Raw genomic sequence first — 19,397 nt, forward strand, 5'->3', positions numbered from 1 at the left:
GGCTCCATATGCTCGGGGGATGGAACTCCGGATCTTCACCGAACCCCAGCAGGGCGCCACATACGACCAGCTCCTCGCGGTCGCCCGCCGCGCGGAGGAGACCGGCTTCGCCGCGTTCTTCCGCTCCGACCACTACCTGAAGATGGGTTCGGTGAGCGGCGACCCCGGCCCGACCGACGCGTGGACCACGCTCGCCGGCCTGGCCCGCGACACCACCCGGATCCGGCTCGGCACGCTGATGACCGCCGCCACGTTCCGGTTGCCGGGCCCGCTGGCGATCACCGTGGCGCAGGTCGACCAGATGAGCGGCGGCCGGATCGAGCTGGGCATCGGCACCGGCTGGTACGCCGAGGAGCACACCGCGTACGGCATCCCGTTCCCGCCGCTGGGGGAGCGGTTCGACCGGCTGGAGGAGCAGCTCGCGGTGATCACCGGGCTCTGGTCCACCCCGGCGGGCTCCACATTCGACTTCCCCGGCACGTACTACCCGGTCAGCGACTCGCCCGCGCTGCCCAAGCCGGCGCAGCGCCCCCGCCCACCGATCCTGCTCGGCGGCATGGGACCGAAGCGCACGCCCCGCCTGGCCGCCCGGTACGCCGACGAGTTCAACCTGCCGTTCGCCTCAGTCGAGGACACCGTGGCGCAGTTCCGGCGCGTGCGCGACGCCTGCGCCGAGATCGACCGCGATCCGTCCACGATGACCTGGTCGAACGCGCTCGTGCTCTGCTGCGGCCGCGACGAGGCCGAGGTGAAGCGCCGCGCCGAGGCGATCGGCCGTGACCCCGACGAGCTGCGCGCCAACGGCGCCGCCGGCACGCCCGCCGAGGTGGTCGACACGATCGGCCGGTACGCCGAGGCGGGCAGCTCGCGCGTCTACCTCCAGGTGCTCGACCTGACCGACCTCGACCACCTGGAGCTGGTGGCCGCCGAGGTGATGCCCCACCTCTGACCCGGCCCCTGCCCGCCGCCCGTCCCGCCTCCCGGCTCCCGGCTCCCGGCTCCCGGCTCCCGTCGAGATCTTGGTACGAAACGGCCCCCATAGGGGCCCTTTCGTACCAAGATCTCCATCGGTCCCACCTTGCGGAACGGCAATCTCGCGTTACGGGAGACGCACGCCCGCACCACCCCACAAACCCCGCGATCTTGCAGTCGCAGCCCTTTCGGTGCCGGATTTACGGCTCTTGTCGGGGCAGTAACTGCATGATCAACGGTGTGGGCGCCCCCGCGGAAGCTGTACCCGTTCGCCGGGCCATCCTCGGCGGTACGCGTGAGCGGCGGACGGGTCAGCTCGCTGTGGCGCGGCGGACGGTGTCGAGGCGGCCGTCGCGGTCGCTGTCCAGGTACGTCACGTCGGCCACGCCGTCGCCGTCGAGGTCGGTCACCACCTCGACGGAACCGTCCAGGTGCCGGGTCACGATCGACCGGCCCGGCGCCTGGCGCGGCGGCGGCCCCGGGTGGGGAACCGGGTCCGGCTCGGGCTCTGGCGTCGGCCCCGGCACCGGCGCGGTCGCGGTGGGCGTCACCCCTACCGCGGCAGGCGTCACCCCCACAGCGGCGGGCCCCGCAGCGGCGGGCGGCATCTCCGAAACGTCGGGGTCCACGCCGGTCGGGTCGATCTCCTCCTCCGACGGGTACACGTCGCCGCGGAGGCTCGGGTCGCGGTAGCTGCTCATCCCGCCAGGATTCCCGCCGAGTGGCCGGGGCAACCCTGCCGGCGCATGATGGCGCATGATGGCGCGCATGACGGACACCAACTGGGCCGGAAACGTCAGCTGGTCGGCGCGTACCCGATCGCGGCCGACCTCGACCGACGAGCTGCGCCGGCTGGTCGCGGAGGCCGACCTGGTCCGGGCCGTCGGCACCGGCCACTCGTTCAACCGGCTCGGCGACACCACGGGCACCCAGATCGCCCTGGACGGCCTGCCGCCCACCGTCGCGCTCGACCCCGATCGCGGCACCGTCACCGTCGCGGCCGGCCTGCGCTACGGCGACCTGGCCACCGCGCTCCAGGCTCAGGGGTACGCGCTGGCGAACCTCGCCTCGCTGCCTCACATCTCGGTGGCCGGCTCGGTCGCCACCGCCACCCACGGCTCCGGCGCGCGGAACCGCAACCTGGCCGCCGCCGTCGCCGCGCTGGAACTGGTCACCGCCGACGGCGACCTGATCACCGTCGACCGGGCCGACCCGCGGTTCGCCGGGCTGGTGGTCAACCTGGGCGCGCTGGGCGTGGTCACCCGGCTCACGCTCGACGTGGTGCCCACATACGCGGTGCGCCAGCATGTGCGCCTCGGCCTGCCCCGCGCGGCGCTGAACGAGGCGCTCGACGCCGCGTACAGCGTCAGCGTCTTCACCTCGTGGCGCTCGGAGCGCCTCGACCAGGTGTGGGTGAAGCAGTACGCCGACCAGGCGCCGCCGCCCGCCGACTGGCTGGACACCGTGGCCGCCGACTCGCCCCGGCACCCGGTGCCCGGCATGTCGCCGGAGCACTGCACCGCGCAGCTCGGCGAGCCGGGGCCGTGGCACGAGCGGCTCCCGCACTTCCGGCTCGGCTTCACCCCGAGCAGCGGCGACGAGTTGCAGTCGGAGTGGCACGTGGCCCGGGGTGACGCGACGGCGGCGCTCGCCGCGCTCGACCCGGTCGCCGAGCGGATCGCCGCCGTGCTCCAGATCTGCGAGCTGCGGACGATCGCCGCCGACGAGCTGTGGCTGAGCCCGAACTACCGGCGCGACTCGCTGGCGCTGCACTTCACCTGGATCGGCGACCCGGTGGCTGTCGCGCCGGTGCTGGCCGAGGTGGAGGCGCGGCTCGCCCCGTTCGCGCCACGCCCGCACTGGGGGAAGCTGTTCGAGCGCGATCCGGCCGCCGCGTACCCCCGGCACGCCGACTTCGCCGCGCTGCTGCGCGAGTTCGACCCGAAGGGGAAGTTCCGCACCGCCGAGATGGACCGCTACTTCCCCCGGGATTGAGTCAGCGCCCGACGGGCGTCTGCTGGCGCAGGCTGCCGCGCTGCACCGCGCGGCTGATGTCGCTGGGCGAGACGATGCCGACCAACTGGTCGTCGATCACCACGAGCGCCCGGCCGTCGGTGCACTCGTTGAGGCGGGGCAGCAGGTCGGTGAGCTGCTCCTCCGGGCGGGCGAGCACCAGTTCGTCGGCCCGGCAGGACACCTCGGCCAGCGTGGTCGAGGCGCGGCGGTCCGCCGCGATGCCGCGTACCCGAGCGAGCGTGACCAGACCGACCGGCCTGCCGTCAACGGTCAGTGGCAGCGCCGAGTGCCGGTACGCGAAGAGGTAGTGGTCGACGAAGTCGGCCACGGTGAGGTCGCCGGACGCGGTCTGCGGCTGCGGCGTCATCACGTCGCCCACCCGGATGCCGCGCAGCGCGTCGCCCATCCGGGCGGCGCGTTCCTCCTGGCCGGCGGCGCCGAGCAGGAACCAGCCGATCAGCGCCAGCCACAGCCCGCCGAACCCGGCGCCGGTCAGGAACCGCCACAGCCCGAGCCCGATCAGCACGACGCCGAGCACCCAGCCCGCGCGGGCCGCCACCACCGACGCCTTCGTCCGGTCGCCGGTGAACTTCCAGACCGCCGCGCGCAGCAGCCGCCCGCCGTCCAGCGGCGCGGCGGGGAGCACGTTGAAGATCGCCAGCAGAACGTTGATGCCCGCCAGCCAGGCCAGCGCGCCCAGCAGCAGCCCGTGCCCACCCGCGGCAGCCACCGCCACCGCGATCGCCGCGAAGACCACACCGATGATCAGGCTGACCAGCGGCCCGACCCCGGCGATCCGCAGTTCGGCGCCCGGGTCCTTCGCCTCGCCCTTCAGCTCGGCCACGCCGCCGAACAGCCAGAGCGTGATGCCCTCGACCTCGATGCCGTTGCGCTTGGCGACCACCGCGTGCGCCACCTCGTGGGCGAGCAGGCCGAGGAAGAAGACCACAGCCGCGGCCAGACCGGCCGCGACGTAGGCGACGGGGGAGTGACCGGGGTACGAAGCCGGGAACAGGCTCGCCGACAGCGCCCACGCGATCAGCACGAAGATGACCAGGACACTCCAGTTGACGCCGACCGGTACGCCCGCGATCCGGCCCAGACGGAAACTCGCCCTCATGTTCCCGTCATACCCGGCGGATCCACCCGCACACCAGGGCCGGGTGGCATCTCACAGGGCGCCAGGGCAGAGCCATCAGGGCGTCAGCGGCGGAACGACCGCTGTTTGACGCTCGCGATGAAGGTCGACCAGGCTGCCTGGTCGAAGGCGAGGGCCGGACCGGCGGGGTCCTTACTGTCGCGTAGCCCGACCACGCCGGGCAGGCCGTCGGCGACTTCGACGCAGTTTCCAGAACCGTTGCTACGGGTGCTCTTGCGCCAGGTCACCGTCGCCTGGTTGACCTCTTCCACCCGCGCCGTCCTCTCACAGCTCGTCGATCGCCCCCAGGATCAGGTCGTGCGACTCCCGGGCGCCGGCCGCCGTGGCGACCAGGTGCTCGAAGACGCGGCTGTACTCCCTGACCTGTTGGCCTTCGAGATAGAGGCTACCCGCGCGGGTCTCGACGTAGACGACCCCCGGATCGGCCGGCTCGGGGAAGGTCAGCACGCTGAAGGCGCTGCCCATCGACCCGTACTCGCCCGCGCCGAACGTCAGGATCTGGATGGTGCGGCCGGGCCGGTCGGCCTCCTCGGCCAGTCGCCGCAACTGCGCCGCGAACAGCTCCGCGCCGCCGACCGGCCGCCGTAGTGCGGCTTCGTCCAGCACCACCCAGAGCTTCGGCGGAGTCTCGGTGTCCTGTCGGCGCATGCGCAACTCCACCCGCCGGTCCACCTCGTCGCTTGGCGCGTCCGGGTGCTCGGCGCGGATGACCGCGCGGGCGTAGTCGGCGGTCTGGAGTAGACCCGGAACCAGTTGCGGCTCGAACGCGCGGATCTCGGACGCCTCGGCTTCCAGCCCGACGTAGACCTCGAACCAGTCCGGCAGCACGTCGTCGTACGCCTGCCACCAGCCGCGCTTGCGTGCGTCGCGGGCGACCTGGACGAGTGCGTCCACCTCGTCGCCCTCCACGCCGTACAACTCAAGGAGTCCACGGGCGACCGGCGGCATGACGGATACCTGGGCGTTCTCGATGCGGCTGATCGCCGACTTCGATATGCCCACCTCCTTGGCGGCCTGGTCGGCGGTCATGCCGGTCTGCTCACGGAGGCGACGGAGGGCGGCGGCCAGGCGTCGACGTCGGACGGTCGGGCTTCCAGTCATGCCGGTCAGTGTGGCGGATCCGGACGAGCTTCGCAATGACACTCTCCCGAATCGGGAGTTGCGTAAAGGGTGCGGTTCACTGCACGATGAGTGAGTGGCCGGATCGGCTGGGTTACCGAGCCTGTCGACCTGGGCCACGCGTTGTGCCCTGCTGACGTACTGCCGGTCGAAGGCTGCGGTGGCAGGTGCCGGGGTGGGTCCGCCGGTGCGGGGCGGGCCGACGGGCCCACCCTTCCACGGTTCGATCTTGACGGTGAGGGGCAGGTTCTGTCATGCGCGTCTTCCTCCGGCGTGTCCAGCGTCGCGGTCGGTCGGTCCTCGGATCGACCTGCTACCGCTCGTCGGCTTACCACCCGCTGCGTCCCTGGCAGGTCCGCGAGCGGAACTTCCGGACGACCCCGCTGGGCCGGCGCGGGCTCGACCCGCAGGAGGTGCGGGAGTTCCTCGACCGGGTCGCCGGTGACCTGGCCGCCGTCTACGACGCGCTGGCCCAGAGCCGCCGGGAGACCGACCGGATCAAGAACGCGCTGCGTCGCTGGCAGTCGGAGCAGGCCCAGGCCCGAAACGAACGGGGGTACGACAGGTGACCGAGCGCTGGGTGATCCACCTGCCGGTCGTCGTCAACGACCTGCTCTCCGCTCAGCGGCTGGCCCGGGTGGTGGCGCACTGGACCCACGTCCTGCCACAGACCGAGCCCGGCGGCACCACGGTCTCGGCGGAGGACGACCAGAACGTCCGGCACTGGGTGTTCTGCGACCGGGTGCTGCCCGGTGGGCAGCGGTGTCTGCTCCGGCCCGGACACGACGGTGAGTGCTCCCGGCGGTTCCGGCCACGATGAACACCCGCCGGACCAGGGCCGGACGACACCCGAGTGCCACACCGCAAGCGGAGTATGCACGAGCTATGGTGAGAGTATGACGCGGCGCATCACGATCAGCCTGCCCGACGACGTGGCCGAGTACGTCGAGCGGTCGCAGGGGACGACGTCCGGCTTCATCGCCGACGTGCTTCGGCGCAAGATGCGGGCGGACGGCCTACGCGCCCGATGGGCCGAGCACGGCTACGTGGTGACCGACGAGGACGTCGAGCGGGCCCGCCGGAGGCTGGCCCAACAGCCGCCGATCACCGACGAGCAGCACGACCGGAACATGGAGTGGCTGCGCCAGTTCGGGGACGGTGACGGGACGGTCGCCGCGTGAACGGGCTCGTCCTGGACACGTCCGCACTGCTCGCGTACGCCGCGGGGGACAGCGTCGAGCCGGGTGCGCTGCTGACCCTCGCGCAGGAGGATCCCGAGCAGGAGGTGTGGATCCCGGCGCTCTGTCTGGGGCAGGCACAGCTTCAGGTAGCGGGCACCCCGGCCGCCGATCTGCTCGATCTGCTCCTCGACATGGACCGGGACATCCGGGTCGCGGTCTACGACGGCCCGACCAGCCGTCGGGTGGCCCGGATCGCGGCGAGTCGCAAGGTGCCGCTCGACGTGGCCCACGCGGTCGCCACCGCCGTGCTCTACCGCTGCTACCTGGTGACACGGGACGCCGAGACGGTGGCGGCGGCGGCCCCACCCGACCTTGAGGTACTCGACATCTCCGACTCCTGGGAGTAGGCCTGGGTCAGCGCCGTCGAGGGGCCTCGGCGACCACCGTCGGGGAGAACTCGTTCGCCGCCTCGACCGCCCACTCCAGCGCGAAGTCCGCCTCCTCCTCCCAGCCCGGTTCGCCGCCGACGAAGTGCGACCGGCCGGGGAACTCCCGGTAGCCGGTGAGCGCCGTCGAACTCCGGTAGAGGTTGGCGATCGAGCTGGCCAAGGTTGCGGGCACCACGTGGTCCTCGCCGCCCGCGGTGATCAGCAGCGGCGCGCGGTCGCTGCGCTTCTTGTCGATCTCGGTGGCCGAGTTCGGGTCCAGGTTGGCGAACGCCGCCTCGAACAGCACGTGCCCGGCGCCCGGTACGGCGTAGCGCTCCCAGGCGGCGTCGGACTGCTCCTGGCTGATGGTGTTGCCGAAGGCGTACCGGAAGTCCTCCGGGGTGAACGGCACCGCGCGGTGCCGGTTGGCCGGGTTGTGCAGGATCGAATATCCGGAGCGCAGCGTGCTGGGCGGCAGCTTGAGCACGCCCCGTACCGGCGCGGGGTGCACGGCGACCACTGCGGCGCCGAGGCTCCGGTCCAGCAGCAACTGGGCGACCAGGCCGCCGAACGAGTGGCCCATGATGATCGGCGGACGCGGCAGGTCCCTGACGATCGCCTCGTAGTGGTCGGCGATGTCGGCGATGCGCTGCGCGGCGATCGGCGCCGGGTCGGCCCGCAGCTCCTCGACCTCGCGGTCCATGCCGGGCCAGGCGGGCGTGAGCACCTGGAAGCCGCGCGCGGCGTACCGCTGCGCCCAGTGCTCCCAGCTCCGCGAGGTCATCCAGAGCCCGTGGATGAGCACGATCGTGTCGACCCGTCCCGTCGGTGCGCTCATGTCTAGTCTCCCCGTTTCGCCGCTGGACGGCCCGCGCGTACCCGGACTGGGTGCCGGCAATCCTGTCCGATCGAACGGACAGCAGATGGACGGGTGACCCGGACGATCAGCGTCCTGAGTCGACTGTCAGGATGACGGCATGACGGTCAGACTTGCCGACAGGGTTGCCCTGGTAACGGGCGGGAGCCGGGGTATCGGCGCCGCCGTCGTGCGCCGGCTGGCCGAGGACGGCATCCACGTGGCGTTCACCTACCGCACCGCGGAGGACAGCGCGAAGTCCGTGGTGGCCGAGATCGAGGCGTACGGCCGGACCGGCCTGGCGATCAATGCGGACAGTAGCGACGCGACGGCCGTGGTCGGCGCCGTGGAGCGGACCGTCGCCGAGTTGGGGCGGTTGGACATCCTGGTCAACAACGCCGGGGTGTTCGCGGGTGGGCCGATCGAGTCGGTCAGCCTCGACGCCCTGGACCGGGCGATCGCGGTGAACGTGCGCGGGGTCTACCTCGCCACCCAGGCGGCGGTACGCCACATGGGTGCGGGTGGGCGGATCGTCAACATCGGCAGCAGCTTCGCCAGCCGTGTCCCGGCTCCCGGGGTGAGCGCGTACGCGATGACCAAGAGCGCCGTGAACGGGCTGACCCGGGCGCTCGCCCGCGAACTCGGTCCGCGTGGGATCACCGTCAACCTGATCCTGCCCGGCTCGACCGACACCGACATGAACCCGGCGGACAGCGCGGGCGCGGACGGGCAGCGGTCGCACATCGCCCTCGGCCGGTACGCGGAACCGGAAGACGTGGCGGCGACTGTCAGTCACCTGGTGGGCGTCGGCGGACGGCACATCACCGGTGCGTCGATCGCGGTCGACGGCGGCGCGACAGCCTGAGCGGCCCGGGCGTCCGCCGTCGGCGGTGTGACCGCCTGACAAATGTCACGGCCGGAAGGTGACTGCCGCTCCGGGGAACCGGACACCGTACGCCGGAGCATCGGGGCATGACCGATTCCGCACCGGCCGTGGACCTGGCCGGACTCACCAAGACCTTCGGCCCGGTGACCGCCGTCGACGGGCTCGACCTGCGGATCGCCCCCGGTGAGGTGGTGGCGTTCCTCGGCCCCAACGGCGCCGGCAAGACCACCACCGTCGACATGCTGCTCGGGCTGGCCCGCCCGGACGCCGGCACGGTCCGCCTGTTCGGCGGCGACCCGGCCGACGCCGTCCGGCACGGCCGGGTCGCCGCCGTGATGCAGACCGGCGGCCTGCTCAAGGACCTCACAGTCGCCGAGACGGTACGGATGACCGCGCACTTCTACGGCCACACCCGGCCGGTGGCGGAGGTGCTGGAACGCGCCGGCATCGCCGGGATCGCCGACCGTGCGGCGGGCAAGTGCTCGGGCGGTCAGCAGCAGCGCCTGCGGTTCGCGCTCGCGTTGCTGCCCGACCCGGACCTGATGGTGCTGGACGAGCCGACCACGGGCATGGACGTCGAGGGCCGCCGCGACTTCTGGCAGGCGATCCGGGCCGACGCCCGCTCCGGCCGGACCGTCCTGTTCGCCACCCACTACCTGGACGAGGCCGACGCGTACGCGGACCGGATCGTGCTGATCCGCCAGGGCCGCGTGGTCGCCGACGGCACCACCGCCGAGATCAAGAACCTGGCCGCCGGCCGGGTCGTGCGGGCGACGCTGCCCGGCGCCGACCAGGCCACGCTCGCCGCGCTGCCGGGCGTCCGGTCGGTCGAGGTACGCGGCGACGTGGTGCTGGTGCACAGCGAGGACTCCGACGTGGTGGCCCGGCACCTGCTGACCCGCACCGGCGCCCGGGATCTGGAGATCACCTCACGCAACCTCGAGGACGCGTTCCTCACCCTGACCGCCGCCGCCTGAACCGACCCTCGGGGAGCCCTGCCATGACCGCCACGACCTCGTCCACCACCGGCGCCCGTACAGCCGACCGCCGGCCGCCCGCGCTCGGCGGCTTCTGCGCGCCGGTGCTCGGCATCGAGATACGCCGGGTGCTGCGCAACCGCCGTACGCTGCTGTTCATCCTGGTCATGCCGGCCGTGTTCTTCCTGCTGTTCGGGCTGCCCACGCGCGGCGAGAAGCTGGACAACGGGCTGCCGGTCACCGGCTGGATCATGATCAGCCTGGCCGTGTACGCGGCGATGGTCGCCACCACGAGCGCCGGCGCGGCTGTCGCCACCGAACGCGCGCTGGGCTGGAGCCGGCAACTGCGGCTCACTCCGTTGCGCCCGGCCGCGTACGTGGCGACGAAGGTCGCCACCGCGATGGTGCTCGGCCTGCTCGGCGTACTCGTGGAGTTCGCTGTCGGCGCCGCCTCCGGGGTCCGGCTGCCGGCCCATGTCTGGGTGGAGTCCGGCCTGACCGCCTGGATCGGCGCGCTCGTGTTCGCCGCGTTCGGGCTGTTCGTCGGCTACCTCGCCCCGGCCGAGAACGTCATGCAGTTCATGGGCCCGGCGCTGGCCATCCTGGCCATGCTCGGTGGCCTGTTCGTCCCGCTGGAGCTGCTGCCCGACGTGATGCAGCAGATCGCCAAGTTCACCCCGGTGTACGGGGTCGGTCAGCTCGCCCGCGCGCCACTGACCGGCACCGGGGTGGACTGGGCGGCGGTGGCGAACGTGACCGCCTGGACCGCGTTCTTCGGCCTCGGCGCGGCCCGGCTGTTCCGCCGGGACACCACACGCGTCTGAGGTGGCACTAGCGTGATCGGCGTGACGTCGCCGCCCGGCCCGCCCCGGCCGGTGAACCGCCACTGGCGGTTCACCGGCTGGCTGCTGGCGGCGGTCTGGCTGTTCTTCCTGAACATTCCGTTCACCACCGCCCTGCACCAGCCGCAGATGTGGCGGCGGCTGGTCGGGATCGGCTCGCTCGTCGCGTTCGCCGTGGCGTACGTGCTGATCTTCGAATGGTCCCGGGCCCGCCGGCAGCGCAACCTGCCGGTGTCGCCCGGCCGGGCCCGGCTGCTGATCGCCGTGCTGCTCGCGCTCGGACTGGCCGGGATCCCTGGCACCGGCGGCGACTGGCTGACCACACTGGTCTTCGTGGCCGCCGCCGCGGTGTTCCTGCTGCCGTCGGTGGAGGCGCTGGTCGTGGTGGTGCTCGCCGCGGCGGCACCACCGGTGACCGCACGTCTGGTGCCCGGCTGGGAGCACGAGAGCACCCTGGTCTTCGCGGTGCTGCTCGCCTCGTTCGCCATGTTCGGGGTGAGCCGGCTGGCCCAGCGCAACAGTGAACTCCAGGCCGCGCAGGAGGAGATCCGCCGGCTGGCGGTGGCGGAGGAGCGCGCCCGCGCCGCCCGGGACCTGCACGACATCCTCGGGCACTCGCTGACGGTGGTGGCGGTCAAGGCCGAGCTGGCCGGGCGGCTGATGGAGCTGGACCCGGCCCGGGCCGCCACCGAGATCGCCGACGTGGAACGGCTGGCCCGGGAGGCGCTCGCTGACGTGCGGGGCACCGTCGGGGCGTACCGCGGGGTGGATCTGGCCTCCGAACTGGCCGGCGCGCGGTCGGCGCTCGCCGCCGCGGGCGTCGTCGCGGAGCTGCCGGAGTCGGTGCCGCCACTGCCGTCGGACCGCGACGAACTGTTCGGCTGGACGGTCCGCGAGGGGGTGACCAACGTGGTGCGGCACAGCGGCGCCCGGCGGTGCGTCATCCGGGTCGAGCCGGCGGCGGTGGAGGTACGCGACGACGGCCGAGGTCCGGCGGACCAGCGGGGCACGACGGCCGGGCACGGCCTGGCCGGGCTGCGTGAGCGCGCCCGGCGGCTGGACGCCACGGTGACGGTGGCGCGGCCGGAGGACGGGCGTGGTTTCCTGCTCCGGGTGACGGTGCCCGCGGCGGATCCGGACGGAGGGGCGCACCTGTGACCGAGCGGATCAGACTGCTGCTCGCCGACGACCAGGCGCTGGTCCGGGGCGCGCTGGCGGCGCTGCTGTCGCTGGAGCCGGACCTGACGGTGGTGGCCGAGGTGAGCCGGGGCGACGAGGTGGTGCCGGAGGCGCTGCGCACCGGCCCGGACGTGGCGCTGCTCGACGTGGAGATGCCGGGCCTGGACGGGGTGGCCGCGACCGCCGCGCTGCGGGCCGCGCTGCCGTCCTGCCGGGTGCTGGTGGTGACCACGTTCGGCCGCCCCGGCTACCTGCGCCGGGCGATGGAGGCGGGCGCGAACGGCTTCGTAGTGAAGGACACCCCGGCCCGGCAGCTCGCCGACGCGGTCCGCCGGGTGCACGCCGGCCTGCGGGTGGTCGACCCGGCGCTCGCCGCCGAGACGCTGGCCACCGGGCCGAGCCCGCTCACCGAACGGGAGACCGAGGTGCTGCGTACGGCACGCGGCGGCGGCACGGTGGCCGAGCTGGCGGCGACGTTGCACCTGTCCGAGGGGACCGTTCGCAATCATCTCTCCGCCGCGATCGGCAAGACCGGCGCCCGTAACCGGGCCGACGCCGTGCGGGTGGCCGAAGCGAACGGCTGGCTGCTGGGCTGAGCCCGGTCAGGGCAGGCGGTCGACCACCACGAAGGCGGTGCCCGGCTCGACCTCGGTCAGGAGCAGGCGCTGGGCGCTGCGGGTCAGCCGGATGCAGCCGTTGGTGACGTTCCTGCCGAGCGTGTCGTCGTTGTACCAGCTGTGCAGTCCGATGTGGGCGCCCCGCAGCCCGGTCGGCACCGCGTCCGGGTCGTCGGGGATCGCGCCGAGGGCGAAGATGTCGACGCCGCCGTAGACGGCCTGCGGGGGCGGGGTGCGGCCCAGCACGAACGTGCGGCCCAGCGGGGTGAGCTGCCCGGACATGCCGAGGCTGACCGGCCAGGTGCGCATCGCGCGCCCGTCCCGGCTCCAGGTGAGGCGGTGGGTGCGCCGTTCCACCACGATCTGGTCGCGCAGCACCACTGTGGTCCAGCCGCCGGACGGCAGCCAGGCGATGGTGCGGTTGGCCGACGGCAGCAGCACCGCCGTCCAGCCGGAGCGGCGTTCGACGATCGGCACTGTCAGCCGTACGCCGCTGATGGTCGGCGCGAGGAACGCCAGCGGGCGGCCGCCGGGCGCGTCGTAGGCGGCCACGTTCCGGTTCGGGCGCAGCCCTTCGGCCAGCGGGCGGGTGTCGGCCGGGTCCGGGTCGGGCGGGAAGCCGCGCGGCGCCGGGTCGTAGGTGACCACCGGCAGGTCGTCCGGCGCGGGCGCGGCGGGCGGCACCGACTCCTGCGGCGACGGGCTCGGCGCGGCGGTCGTGGCCGGCGGCGCGGCGGCGGGCGGCGCGGACGGGCGCGCGGGCGTGGCCGTGAGCGCGCGGCCGACCAGCAGCGCGGTGACGAGCAGCAGCGGTACGGCGAGCGCGGCGATCAGCCAGCCGGGAGGCCGGCGCGTGGCGAACCGGTCGAACAGCACGAAATCGACTGTAACCGACCGGAAGCCCCCGTACCCGGTACTACGGGTACGGGGGCTTCGCGGCGCGGGTGGCTCAGCTCAGCTTCGCGCCGATGTGGATGGCGATCGCGTCGTGCGCGGGGACGTTCGCGGCGAACCAGCCGGCCGAGTCCACGGTGATCACCGGGCCGCTGCACGAGCCGTTGCTGAACGTGCCGTGGACGACGTCGCAGTAGCGGCCCGCCGGCAGCCCGGTCTGGTACGACCGGCCGTTCACCGCGGTGTCCTCGTCGTTGATCGTCAGGTAACCCTTGCCGGTACGGCTGAACGCGATGTGCTGGTAGCCGTTGTCGTACCAGTTGGAGACGCCGGCGCCCTCGGTGGCGTTGCGGAAGCCGACCATGTTGGCGATGACCGGCCAGCGGTGCTCGCACTCCCAGCCCGAGTAGCAGGTGACGTTGGTGATCCGGTTGCTGCCGTCGGCGGGCGGGCCCTGGTCCCGGCCGCTGTACGTGAAGCTCGACATCACCGCCGGGGTGCCGTACGGCCAGGCCAGCATGAACGCGTTGGCGAGCGCGTACGTGCCCCGGTTGCGGTAGGTGAGCACGCCGCCCTCGCGCTGCGTGTCGTGGTTGTCGGTGAAGACCACCGCCTTCGCGCTCGACAGGTAGCCCCAGGACTCGCCGAAGTTCCTCAGGTACGCGAGCCGCTCGTTGTTGAACATCCGGGCCAGGTCCTTGCCGTACCGGAACTCGTGCACGTCGCCGTTGCCGGTGTACTCGGTCGGCTGGATCGGCTCGCCGGCGCCGTAGATGACCTCCTGCACCAGGTACGCGCTGCGGGACAGCTTGGCCTTGATCGCCGCGATGTCGGCGGCCGGCATGTGCTTGCTGCCGTCCAGCCGGAAGCCGTCGACGCCGAGCGAGAGCAGGTCGTTGAGGTACGCGGCCAGCCGGCCGCGCACGTACTCCGACTCGGTCTTGAGGTCGGCGAGGTTGACCAGCTCGCAGTTCTGCACCTCGTACCGGTCGTTGTAGTTGGCGATGTCGTTGTTGCCGTTGCGGCCGCAGTAGTGGAAGTCCTGCGCCGAGTAGACGCCCGGGTAGTTGTAGTGGCCGTACGACGAGCCGGCCCAGCCGGTGCCGCCGCTCTCCTGCCCGGACATGTGGTTGACCACGGCGTCGACGATCACCTTGACGCCCGCGGCGTGGCACGTGTTCACCATGGACTGGAACTGCGCGCGGGTGCCCTTGCGGGACTCGATCCGGTAGCTGACCGGCTGGTACGACACCCACCACGGGCTGCTGTTGACGTGCTCCTGCGGCGGGGACACCTGGACGTAGCCGTAGCCCTTCGGGCCCAGCGTGCTGGTGCACTCGGCGGCCACCGAGGTCCAGTTCCACTCGAAGAGCTGGACGATGACCTTCTTGGCGCCCGGGGTGGCGGCGGCGGCCGGGGGTGCCGCCGCGGTGACGGGGACGAGCAGGCTCGCGGCCAGACTCAGGGCGAGCGCGGCGGCGCGGCATCGGCGTCGATGCATCAGGACTCCTGCGGGGTGCGGGGATGCGGGGGAGTGGAGCCTGGATCAGTGCTGGCTTTTTGCAACCAGCCTGAAATTTTGCGGCAAGGTTACGAGCCTGTTGCAAAGTCTGTCAACGTATGGGCATCCGTCGTTGCGTCAGGCGCTACACGCGCGTCCGGGCTGGACGGTTCGAGAATCCGGCCGAGAAATTCGCCACCGGAGGTGATCCGTCCGCGCCGTCCCTCCGTACCTGAGTGGGGAGCAGGGTCGGCCGGTGGGGGCGCCGCCGCGAGACGATCGAGGAGCAGATGGCCCGGGCACAGCAGAACGAGAAGGCGACGACAGTCCGGACCACCAGCACCAGCCGTGGTGCCCGGACGATGTCGAAGTCCGCGATGGTGGCGCTGACCGCCTCCGCACTCGGCCTCGCGTGGGCGGGTGTGGAGCTGGCCGGAGCCGGCGGCGTCATGTACTCGTACGGATTCTTCTTCACCGAGTTCTTCGCCGGGGTGGTCGCCCTGGTCTCGCTCAGCATCACGGTGATGCTGGGCCTGCTCGCCACCGACCGCCTGGTGCTGCTCATCCGGCACCGCGTGCTACTCCAGTCGGCGCACCGGGCCACCGGCGTGCTCGGCGTGGCCGGGCTGCTCTTCCACGTCATCACCAAGGTCGCGATCGGCCGGGCCGGGCCGACCGACGCGGTCGTGCCGTTCCTCAGCGGCAGCGGCCTCTACGTCGGACTGGGCACCGTCGCCGCGCTGCTGATGGTGGGCGTGCTCTGGACCGGCATCATCCGGGTCCGGTTCGCCGGGGTCGGCCCGAAGTGGTTCTGGCGCGCGCTGCACTCGATGGCGTACGTGTCCTGGCCGTTCGCGCTGGTGCACGGCCTCAACGCCGGCCGGCCCGCCGCCGCCTGGGTGATGCTGAGCTACCTCGCCTGCGTGGTGCTCGTGGTGATGGCGCTGCTGGTGCGCGTCTCGGTCCACCTCGGCAAGCGCAGCCGCGAGCAGCACCAGGCGGTCGCGCTCAACAAGGCGATGGCCGGCAAGGGCGAGGAGCGTACCGGCGTGTTCGCCGCGCTCACCCGGAAGAAGGCCGCCGACAAGGAGGACACCGGCGCCGGCCGGGGCCGCTGGGCCGAGGCGACCGCCACCTGGACCGCACCGGCCGGCACCGCCCGGCGACGCGATCCGGAGCGGTTCGCCGTACCCGTGGTGCCGGAACCCGGATCGCTGCGCGAGCCCGTCCGCGCGGCGGCCGCCCGGCGGCGCGACGCCGAGCCGGACGTGCCTGCCCGCCGGACCGACGGCGAGCGGCCCCGCCGCCGTCGCCGCGACGACGAGGAACGCGTGACCCGCCGCTCCCGGACCGAGGAGCGGGTGAGCCGCCGGTCCCGCGACGACGAGGACCTGGTCGCCCGCTACTCCGCGCCGCCGGAGAGCGGCGGCCGGCACTCGGCGCCGCCGGACACCGGCGGTCGCCACTCCGCGCCCCCGGACAGCAGCCGGTACGCCACCGCGGCCGAGGTGGCCCGCTACTCCGCGCCGCCGCGCGCGACCGAGGAGCCGGAGGAGCCGTGGGACAGCCCGCGCCGCTGGGAGACCCGCCCGGTCTCCGGTGAGCCGATCTCGGCCGGCCCGATCTCCGGCACCCCGGTCACGGCGGAACCGCTCAGCGGGTCCGGCCGGCGCTACCGGGACGAGGAGGAGGTGCCGGAGGAGCCGGACTACTGGCGTCCGCCGGCCCGCTACGCCGCCGACGAGGCGTTCGTCGACGACACGCCGACGCTCGTCGACCTCGCGTCCCGCCGGGCGATGCGCGCCGGCAAGGAGAGCCGGTCCGGCCGCCGCAAGCGGGCCGACGCGGACGCCGTCGACGGCGCGTACTGGGCCGGGCTGCGGGGTGAGGCCCGGTGACGCGCACGACGGTCCCGCCGGTCGCCTGTGTCGGCGAGCCCCGCCTGACCGCCGGGTTCGCCGAGTTCGGCCGGCTCGACCTGCTGGCCCACGAGGAGGTGCACGGCCCGATCGGCCCGATGGAACCGGCGGCGCTGCTGCGGCTCGCCGAGGCGATCGACCTCAAGGGCAAGGGCGGAGCGGGCTTCCCGTTCGCCCGCAAGCTGCGCGCGGTGCTGGAGTCCTGCGAACGGCAGGACCTCGGTGCGGTGGTGGTCGTCAACGCCACCGAGGGGGAACCGGCGAGCTGGAAGGACAAGGTGCTGCTCACCCGCGCCCCGCACCTCATCCTCGACGGCGCCGCGCTCGCCGCGTTCGCGCTCGACGCCGAGGAGATCGTGATCGGGGTGGCCGACGACGACGTGGGCCGGCCCTCGCTGACCGAGGCGTTGCAGGAGCGGCGGATGCCGGTGCCGACCACGATCGTCACGGTGCCGCACCGGTTCATCTCCGGCGAGGGCGGCGCGCTCGTCAACGGCATCAACGGCCTGCCGCACATCCCGCCCGGCACCAAGAAGCGGTCCAGCGACTCCGGCGTCGGCGGGCTGCCCACGCTGCTGTCGAACGCCGAGACGTACTCCCAGCTCGCCGTCGCCGCCCGGATCGGCCCGTACGAGTACGCCGCGCTCGGCACCGACGACGAGCCGGGCACCGTGCTGCTCACCGTCACCGGGTCCGCGAAGCGCCCCGCCGTGGTGGAGTGCGCCGCCGGCACCCCGCTGCGCGAGATCCTCGACCTGTGCGAGGTGCCGCCCGGGCCGGGCATCCTGATGGGCGGCTACCACGGCAAGTGGATCACCGCGGCGGCGGCGGACCGGGCCGAGGTGTCCCGCAAGGGACTCACCGCCGTGGGCGGCACGCTCGGCGCCGGCATCATCGTGCCGCTCGGCGCCGACACCTGCCCGCTCGGCGAGGCCGCGCAGGTGGTGCGGTACCTGGCGGGCGAGTCCGCCGGGCAGTGCGGTCCGTGCAAGATGGGCCTGCCCGACCTGGCCCGCTCGGTCGACCTCGCGGTCTCCGGCAGCGCCCCGGTCGAGCTGGTCCGGGCCGCGGCCGGCGACGTCAAGGGACGCGGCGCGTGCAGCCACCCGGACGGCACCGCCCGGTTCGCGCTGTCCGCGATGGAGGTGTTCGCCGACGACCTGCGGCTGCACGCCACCGGTGAGGGCTGCGGCAAGCGGGTCAAGGGCATGATGGGCCTGCCCGGCGCGCCCGACGCCAACCCGCAGAAGCTCACCCTGGACTGGTCGCGCTGCGACGGGCACGGGCTCTGCGCGCACGTGGTGCCGGACTTCATCCGGCTCGACGGCAACGGCTACCCGGCGTTCCCGCCCACCCCGGTGCCGACGTGGCTGCGCGAGGGCGCGCTCAAGGCGGTCAAGGTCTGTCCCGAACTCGCGCTCCGCCTGGTCCGGGCCGAGTAGAACCCAGGAGCCGCCGATGCGCACCGCCGTTCGTGTGACCGCCGCCGCCCTGCTGGCCGTCACGCTCGCCGCCGCTACCGCCTGCGCGGCCGGACCCGAGGGCGGCGCACCGGCGGGCGCGGCGGCCCCCGCTTCCCCGGCCCCTGCGTCTCCGGCCCTTGCGTCTCCGGCTCTGGCCTCCCCGGCGTCCGCGTCACCCGCCCGGGTGCCGGCCACGCTGTCGTTCACCGGCAAGACCCTCGACGGTACGGCGTTCGACGCCGCCGCCCTGGCCGGGCGGCCGGTCGTGCTGTGGTTCTGGGCGCCCTGGTGCGCCACCTGCGCCAGCCAGGCGTGGACCGTGGCCGAGATCGCCCCGGCCTACCGCGACACGGTTCCCATCGTCGGCGTCGCCGGGCTCGGCGAGCAGAAGGCGATGAAGTCGTTCGTCACCGAGTTCGACCTGGGCGGCACGACGCAGATCGACGACCGCGCGGGCGCGCTGTGGCGCCGGTTCAAGGTGGCCGAGCAGAGCACCTTCGTCGTCCTGGACCGTGCCGGCCGGGTAGTCCACCAGGGATTCCTGGACGGCGAGGCGCTGACCCGGCAGATCGAGACGCTGGCCCGGGGATGACCGGCGCGCTGCTGCTCGCCCTGACCGCGGGCATGCTCGGCGCGGTCAACCCGTGCGGCTTCGCGATGCTGCCCGCGTACCTCTCGTTGCTCGTCGCCGGCCCCGACGGTGGGCGCGGCGCGGTCGGCCGCGCGCTCACCGCGACGGCCGGGCTGACCCTCGGGTACGTGCTGGTGTTCGGCGCGTTCGGGCTGGCCCTGGCGCCGGCGGCGGACTGGCTGCGGCCGCGGCTGCCGTGGCTCACAGTGACACTCGGCGTGCTGCTGGCGCTGGCCGGGTGCTGGCTGCTCGCCGGCCGTCGGCTGCCCGCGCCGCGCCCGTTGCGGCTCGCGCCCCGGCTCACCCGCACCTGGCCGTCCATGGCGCTGTTCGGTGCGGCGTACGCGCTCACGTCGCTGACCTGCGCGATCGCGCCGTTCCTGGCGATCGTGGTGACCAGCCTGCGGGCCGGGTCGCCGCTGCGCGGGCTGGCGCTGTTCGGCGCGTACGCGCTGGGGATGGCGCTCGTGGTCGGGGTGGCCGCGCTCGCCGTGGCGCTGCTGCGCGGGCGGGTGGTGGCGCGGTTGCGCGGCGCGGGCGCGTGGGTGCCGCGGCTGAGCGGCCTGGTGCTGCTGGTCGCGGGCGGCTACGTCGCCTGGTACGGCTGGTACGAGGTGCGCCTCGCTCAGGGCCGGTACGACGCCTTCACCGACCCGGTGATCCGCGCCGCCGCCCGAGCCCAGCAGACCGTGGTGAACGCCGTCGACACTCTAGGTCCCGCCGTCCTCGCGGCCCTCCTGGCCGCGCTCCTCCTCGC

Annotated in this window: 22 protein-coding genes; 15 read left to right on the plus strand and 7 right to left on the minus strand. The window is 73.3% G+C overall.

All coding sequences use genetic code 11. The features are described from left to right. Nucleotides 1-19: 19 nt before the first annotated feature. Nucleotides 20-949 carry an LLM class F420-dependent oxidoreductase gene (locus F8279_RS13730; protein ID WP_151500128.1) on the plus strand — a complete coding sequence of 310 codons (930 nt, stop codon included), beginning with the start codon at nucleotides 20-22 and terminating at the stop codon, nucleotides 947-949. 334 nt (nucleotides 950-1,283) lie between these two features. Here the strand turns inward: F8279_RS13730 and F8279_RS13735 are convergent, their stop codons facing one another. After that, nucleotides 1,284-1,673: a hypothetical protein gene (locus F8279_RS13735; protein WP_151500129.1), complete on the minus strand. Its 390-nt coding sequence runs from the start codon at nucleotides 1,671-1,673 to the stop codon at nucleotides 1,284-1,286. A gap of 67 nt (nucleotides 1,674-1,740) precedes the next feature. On the opposite strand from F8279_RS13735, the gene F8279_RS13740 reads away from it, so the two are divergent. Continuing rightward, nucleotides 1,741-2,967 carry an FAD-binding protein gene (locus F8279_RS13740; RefSeq protein ID WP_151500130.1) on the plus strand — a complete coding sequence of 409 codons (1,227 nt, stop codon included), beginning with the start codon at nucleotides 1,741-1,743 and terminating at the stop codon, nucleotides 2,965-2,967. A gap of 1 nt (nucleotide 2,968) precedes the next feature. On the opposite strand, the gene F8279_RS13745 is transcribed toward F8279_RS13740, so the two are convergent. From F8279_RS13745 to F8279_RS13755, 3 genes are all read right to left on the minus strand, one after another. Beyond that, nucleotides 2,969-4,108, minus strand: coding sequence for a site-2 protease family protein (locus F8279_RS13745; protein ID WP_151500131.1), 1,140 nt, complete (start codon nucleotides 4,106-4,108; stop codon nucleotides 2,969-2,971). 83 nt (nucleotides 4,109-4,191) lie between these two features. After that, nucleotides 4,192-4,398 (minus strand): DUF397 domain-containing protein, encoded by a 207-nt coding sequence (locus F8279_RS13750; RefSeq protein WP_151500132.1) that lies wholly within the window; start codon nucleotides 4,396-4,398, stop codon nucleotides 4,192-4,194. Nucleotides 4,399-4,411: 13 nt separating this feature from the next. Continuing rightward, the gene (locus tag F8279_RS13755; protein WP_151500133.1) at nucleotides 4,412-5,248 is read right to left on the minus strand and encodes a helix-turn-helix transcriptional regulator; all 837 of its coding nucleotides are present in this window, start codon (nucleotides 5,246-5,248) and stop codon (nucleotides 4,412-4,414) included. Between the two features lie 272 nt (nucleotides 5,249-5,520). Between F8279_RS13755 and F8279_RS13760 the strand changes: the two genes are divergently transcribed. From F8279_RS13760 to F8279_RS13775, 4 genes are all read left to right on the plus strand, one after another. Beyond that, entirely contained in the window at nucleotides 5,521-5,835 is a 315-nt protein-coding gene (locus F8279_RS13760) for a DivIVA domain-containing protein (protein ID WP_151500134.1), read from the plus strand. Next, nucleotides 5,832-6,086 (plus strand): hypothetical protein, encoded by a 255-nt coding sequence (locus tag F8279_RS13765; RefSeq protein WP_151500135.1) that lies wholly within the window; start codon nucleotides 5,832-5,834, stop codon nucleotides 6,084-6,086. Before F8279_RS13760 ends, F8279_RS13765 begins: the two co-directional genes overlap by 4 nt. Before the next feature lie 76 nt (nucleotides 6,087-6,162). Further along, nucleotides 6,163-6,447, plus strand: a complete 285-nt coding sequence (locus F8279_RS13770) for a hypothetical protein (RefSeq protein ID WP_151500136.1) — start codon at nucleotides 6,163-6,165, stop codon at nucleotides 6,445-6,447. Then, entirely contained in the window at nucleotides 6,444-6,854 is a 411-nt protein-coding gene (locus tag F8279_RS13775) for a PIN domain-containing protein (RefSeq protein WP_151500137.1), read from the plus strand. The genes F8279_RS13770 and F8279_RS13775 overlap by 4 nt, the downstream gene beginning before the upstream one ends. 7 nt (nucleotides 6,855-6,861) lie before the next feature. Here the strand turns inward: F8279_RS13775 and F8279_RS13780 are convergent, their stop codons facing one another. Then, complete coding sequence (locus F8279_RS13780) at nucleotides 6,862-7,713, minus strand: alpha/beta hydrolase (protein WP_151500138.1); 852 nt, start codon at nucleotides 7,711-7,713, stop codon at nucleotides 6,862-6,864. 139 nt (nucleotides 7,714-7,852) lie between these two features. Here F8279_RS13780 and F8279_RS13785 point away from each other — a divergent pair, with 139 nt between their 5' ends. The 5 genes from F8279_RS13785 (at nucleotide 7,853) to F8279_RS13805 (ending at nucleotide 12,211) form a co-directional block, all read left to right on the plus strand. Then, nucleotides 7,853-8,596: an SDR family NAD(P)-dependent oxidoreductase gene (locus tag F8279_RS13785; RefSeq protein ID WP_151500139.1), complete on the plus strand. Its 744-nt coding sequence runs from the start codon at nucleotides 7,853-7,855 to the stop codon at nucleotides 8,594-8,596. A 107-nt stretch (nucleotides 8,597-8,703) separates the two neighbouring features. Beyond that, entirely contained in the window at nucleotides 8,704-9,594 is an 891-nt protein-coding gene (locus F8279_RS13790) for an ABC transporter ATP-binding protein (RefSeq protein WP_151500140.1), read from the plus strand. A 23-nt stretch (nucleotides 9,595-9,617) separates the two neighbouring features. Beyond that, nucleotides 9,618-10,418: an ABC transporter permease gene (locus tag F8279_RS13795; protein ID WP_151500141.1), complete on the plus strand. Its 801-nt coding sequence runs from the start codon at nucleotides 9,618-9,620 to the stop codon at nucleotides 10,416-10,418. A 21-nt stretch (nucleotides 10,419-10,439) separates the two neighbouring features. Next, complete coding sequence (locus tag F8279_RS13800) at nucleotides 10,440-11,594, plus strand: sensor histidine kinase (protein ID WP_151500142.1); 1,155 nt, start codon at nucleotides 10,440-10,442, stop codon at nucleotides 11,592-11,594. Next, complete coding sequence (locus F8279_RS13805) at nucleotides 11,591-12,211, plus strand: response regulator (protein WP_151500143.1); 621 nt, start codon at nucleotides 11,591-11,593, stop codon at nucleotides 12,209-12,211. The genes F8279_RS13800 and F8279_RS13805 overlap by 4 nt, the downstream gene beginning before the upstream one ends. Before the next feature lie 6 nt (nucleotides 12,212-12,217). Here the strand turns inward: F8279_RS13805 and F8279_RS13810 are convergent, their stop codons facing one another. After that, the gene (locus F8279_RS13810; protein ID WP_151500144.1) at nucleotides 12,218-13,108 is read right to left on the minus strand and encodes a L,D-transpeptidase; all 891 of its coding nucleotides are present in this window, start codon (nucleotides 13,106-13,108) and stop codon (nucleotides 12,218-12,220) included. Between the two features lie 73 nt (nucleotides 13,109-13,181). After that, a complete protein-coding gene (locus tag F8279_RS13815) occupies nucleotides 13,182-14,627 on the minus strand; it encodes an alpha-amylase family protein (RefSeq protein ID WP_151500145.1) in 1,446 nt (481 codons plus the stop codon). Nucleotides 14,628-14,863: 236 nt separating this feature from the next. Between F8279_RS13815 and F8279_RS13820 the strand changes: the two genes are divergently transcribed. The 4 genes from F8279_RS13820 to F8279_RS13835 form a co-directional block, all read left to right on the plus strand. Next, nucleotides 14,864-16,525 (plus strand): ferric reductase-like transmembrane domain-containing protein, encoded by a 1,662-nt coding sequence (locus F8279_RS13820; RefSeq protein WP_225853268.1) that lies wholly within the window; start codon nucleotides 14,864-14,866, stop codon nucleotides 16,523-16,525. Beyond that, nucleotides 16,522-17,988, plus strand: coding sequence for an NADH-quinone oxidoreductase subunit NuoF family protein (locus F8279_RS13825; protein ID WP_091421442.1), 1,467 nt, complete (start codon nucleotides 16,522-16,524; stop codon nucleotides 17,986-17,988). Before F8279_RS13820 ends, F8279_RS13825 begins: the two co-directional genes overlap by 4 nt. Before the next feature lie 16 nt (nucleotides 17,989-18,004). Then, the gene (locus F8279_RS13830) at nucleotides 18,005-18,601 is read left to right on the plus strand and encodes a redoxin family protein (RefSeq protein ID WP_091421439.1); all 597 of its coding nucleotides are present in this window, start codon (nucleotides 18,005-18,007) and stop codon (nucleotides 18,599-18,601) included. Then, on the plus strand, nucleotides 18,598-19,397 hold an 800-nt coding region (locus tag F8279_RS13835), incomplete at its 3' end, for a cytochrome c biogenesis CcdA family protein (RefSeq protein WP_151500146.1). The genes F8279_RS13830 and F8279_RS13835, both read left to right, overlap by 4 nt.

It is taken from the genome of Micromonospora sp. AMSO1212t (genome assembly GCF_008868145.1).
Taxonomy (GTDB): Bacteria; Actinomycetota; Actinomycetes; order Mycobacteriales; family Micromonosporaceae; genus Micromonospora; species Micromonospora tulbaghiae.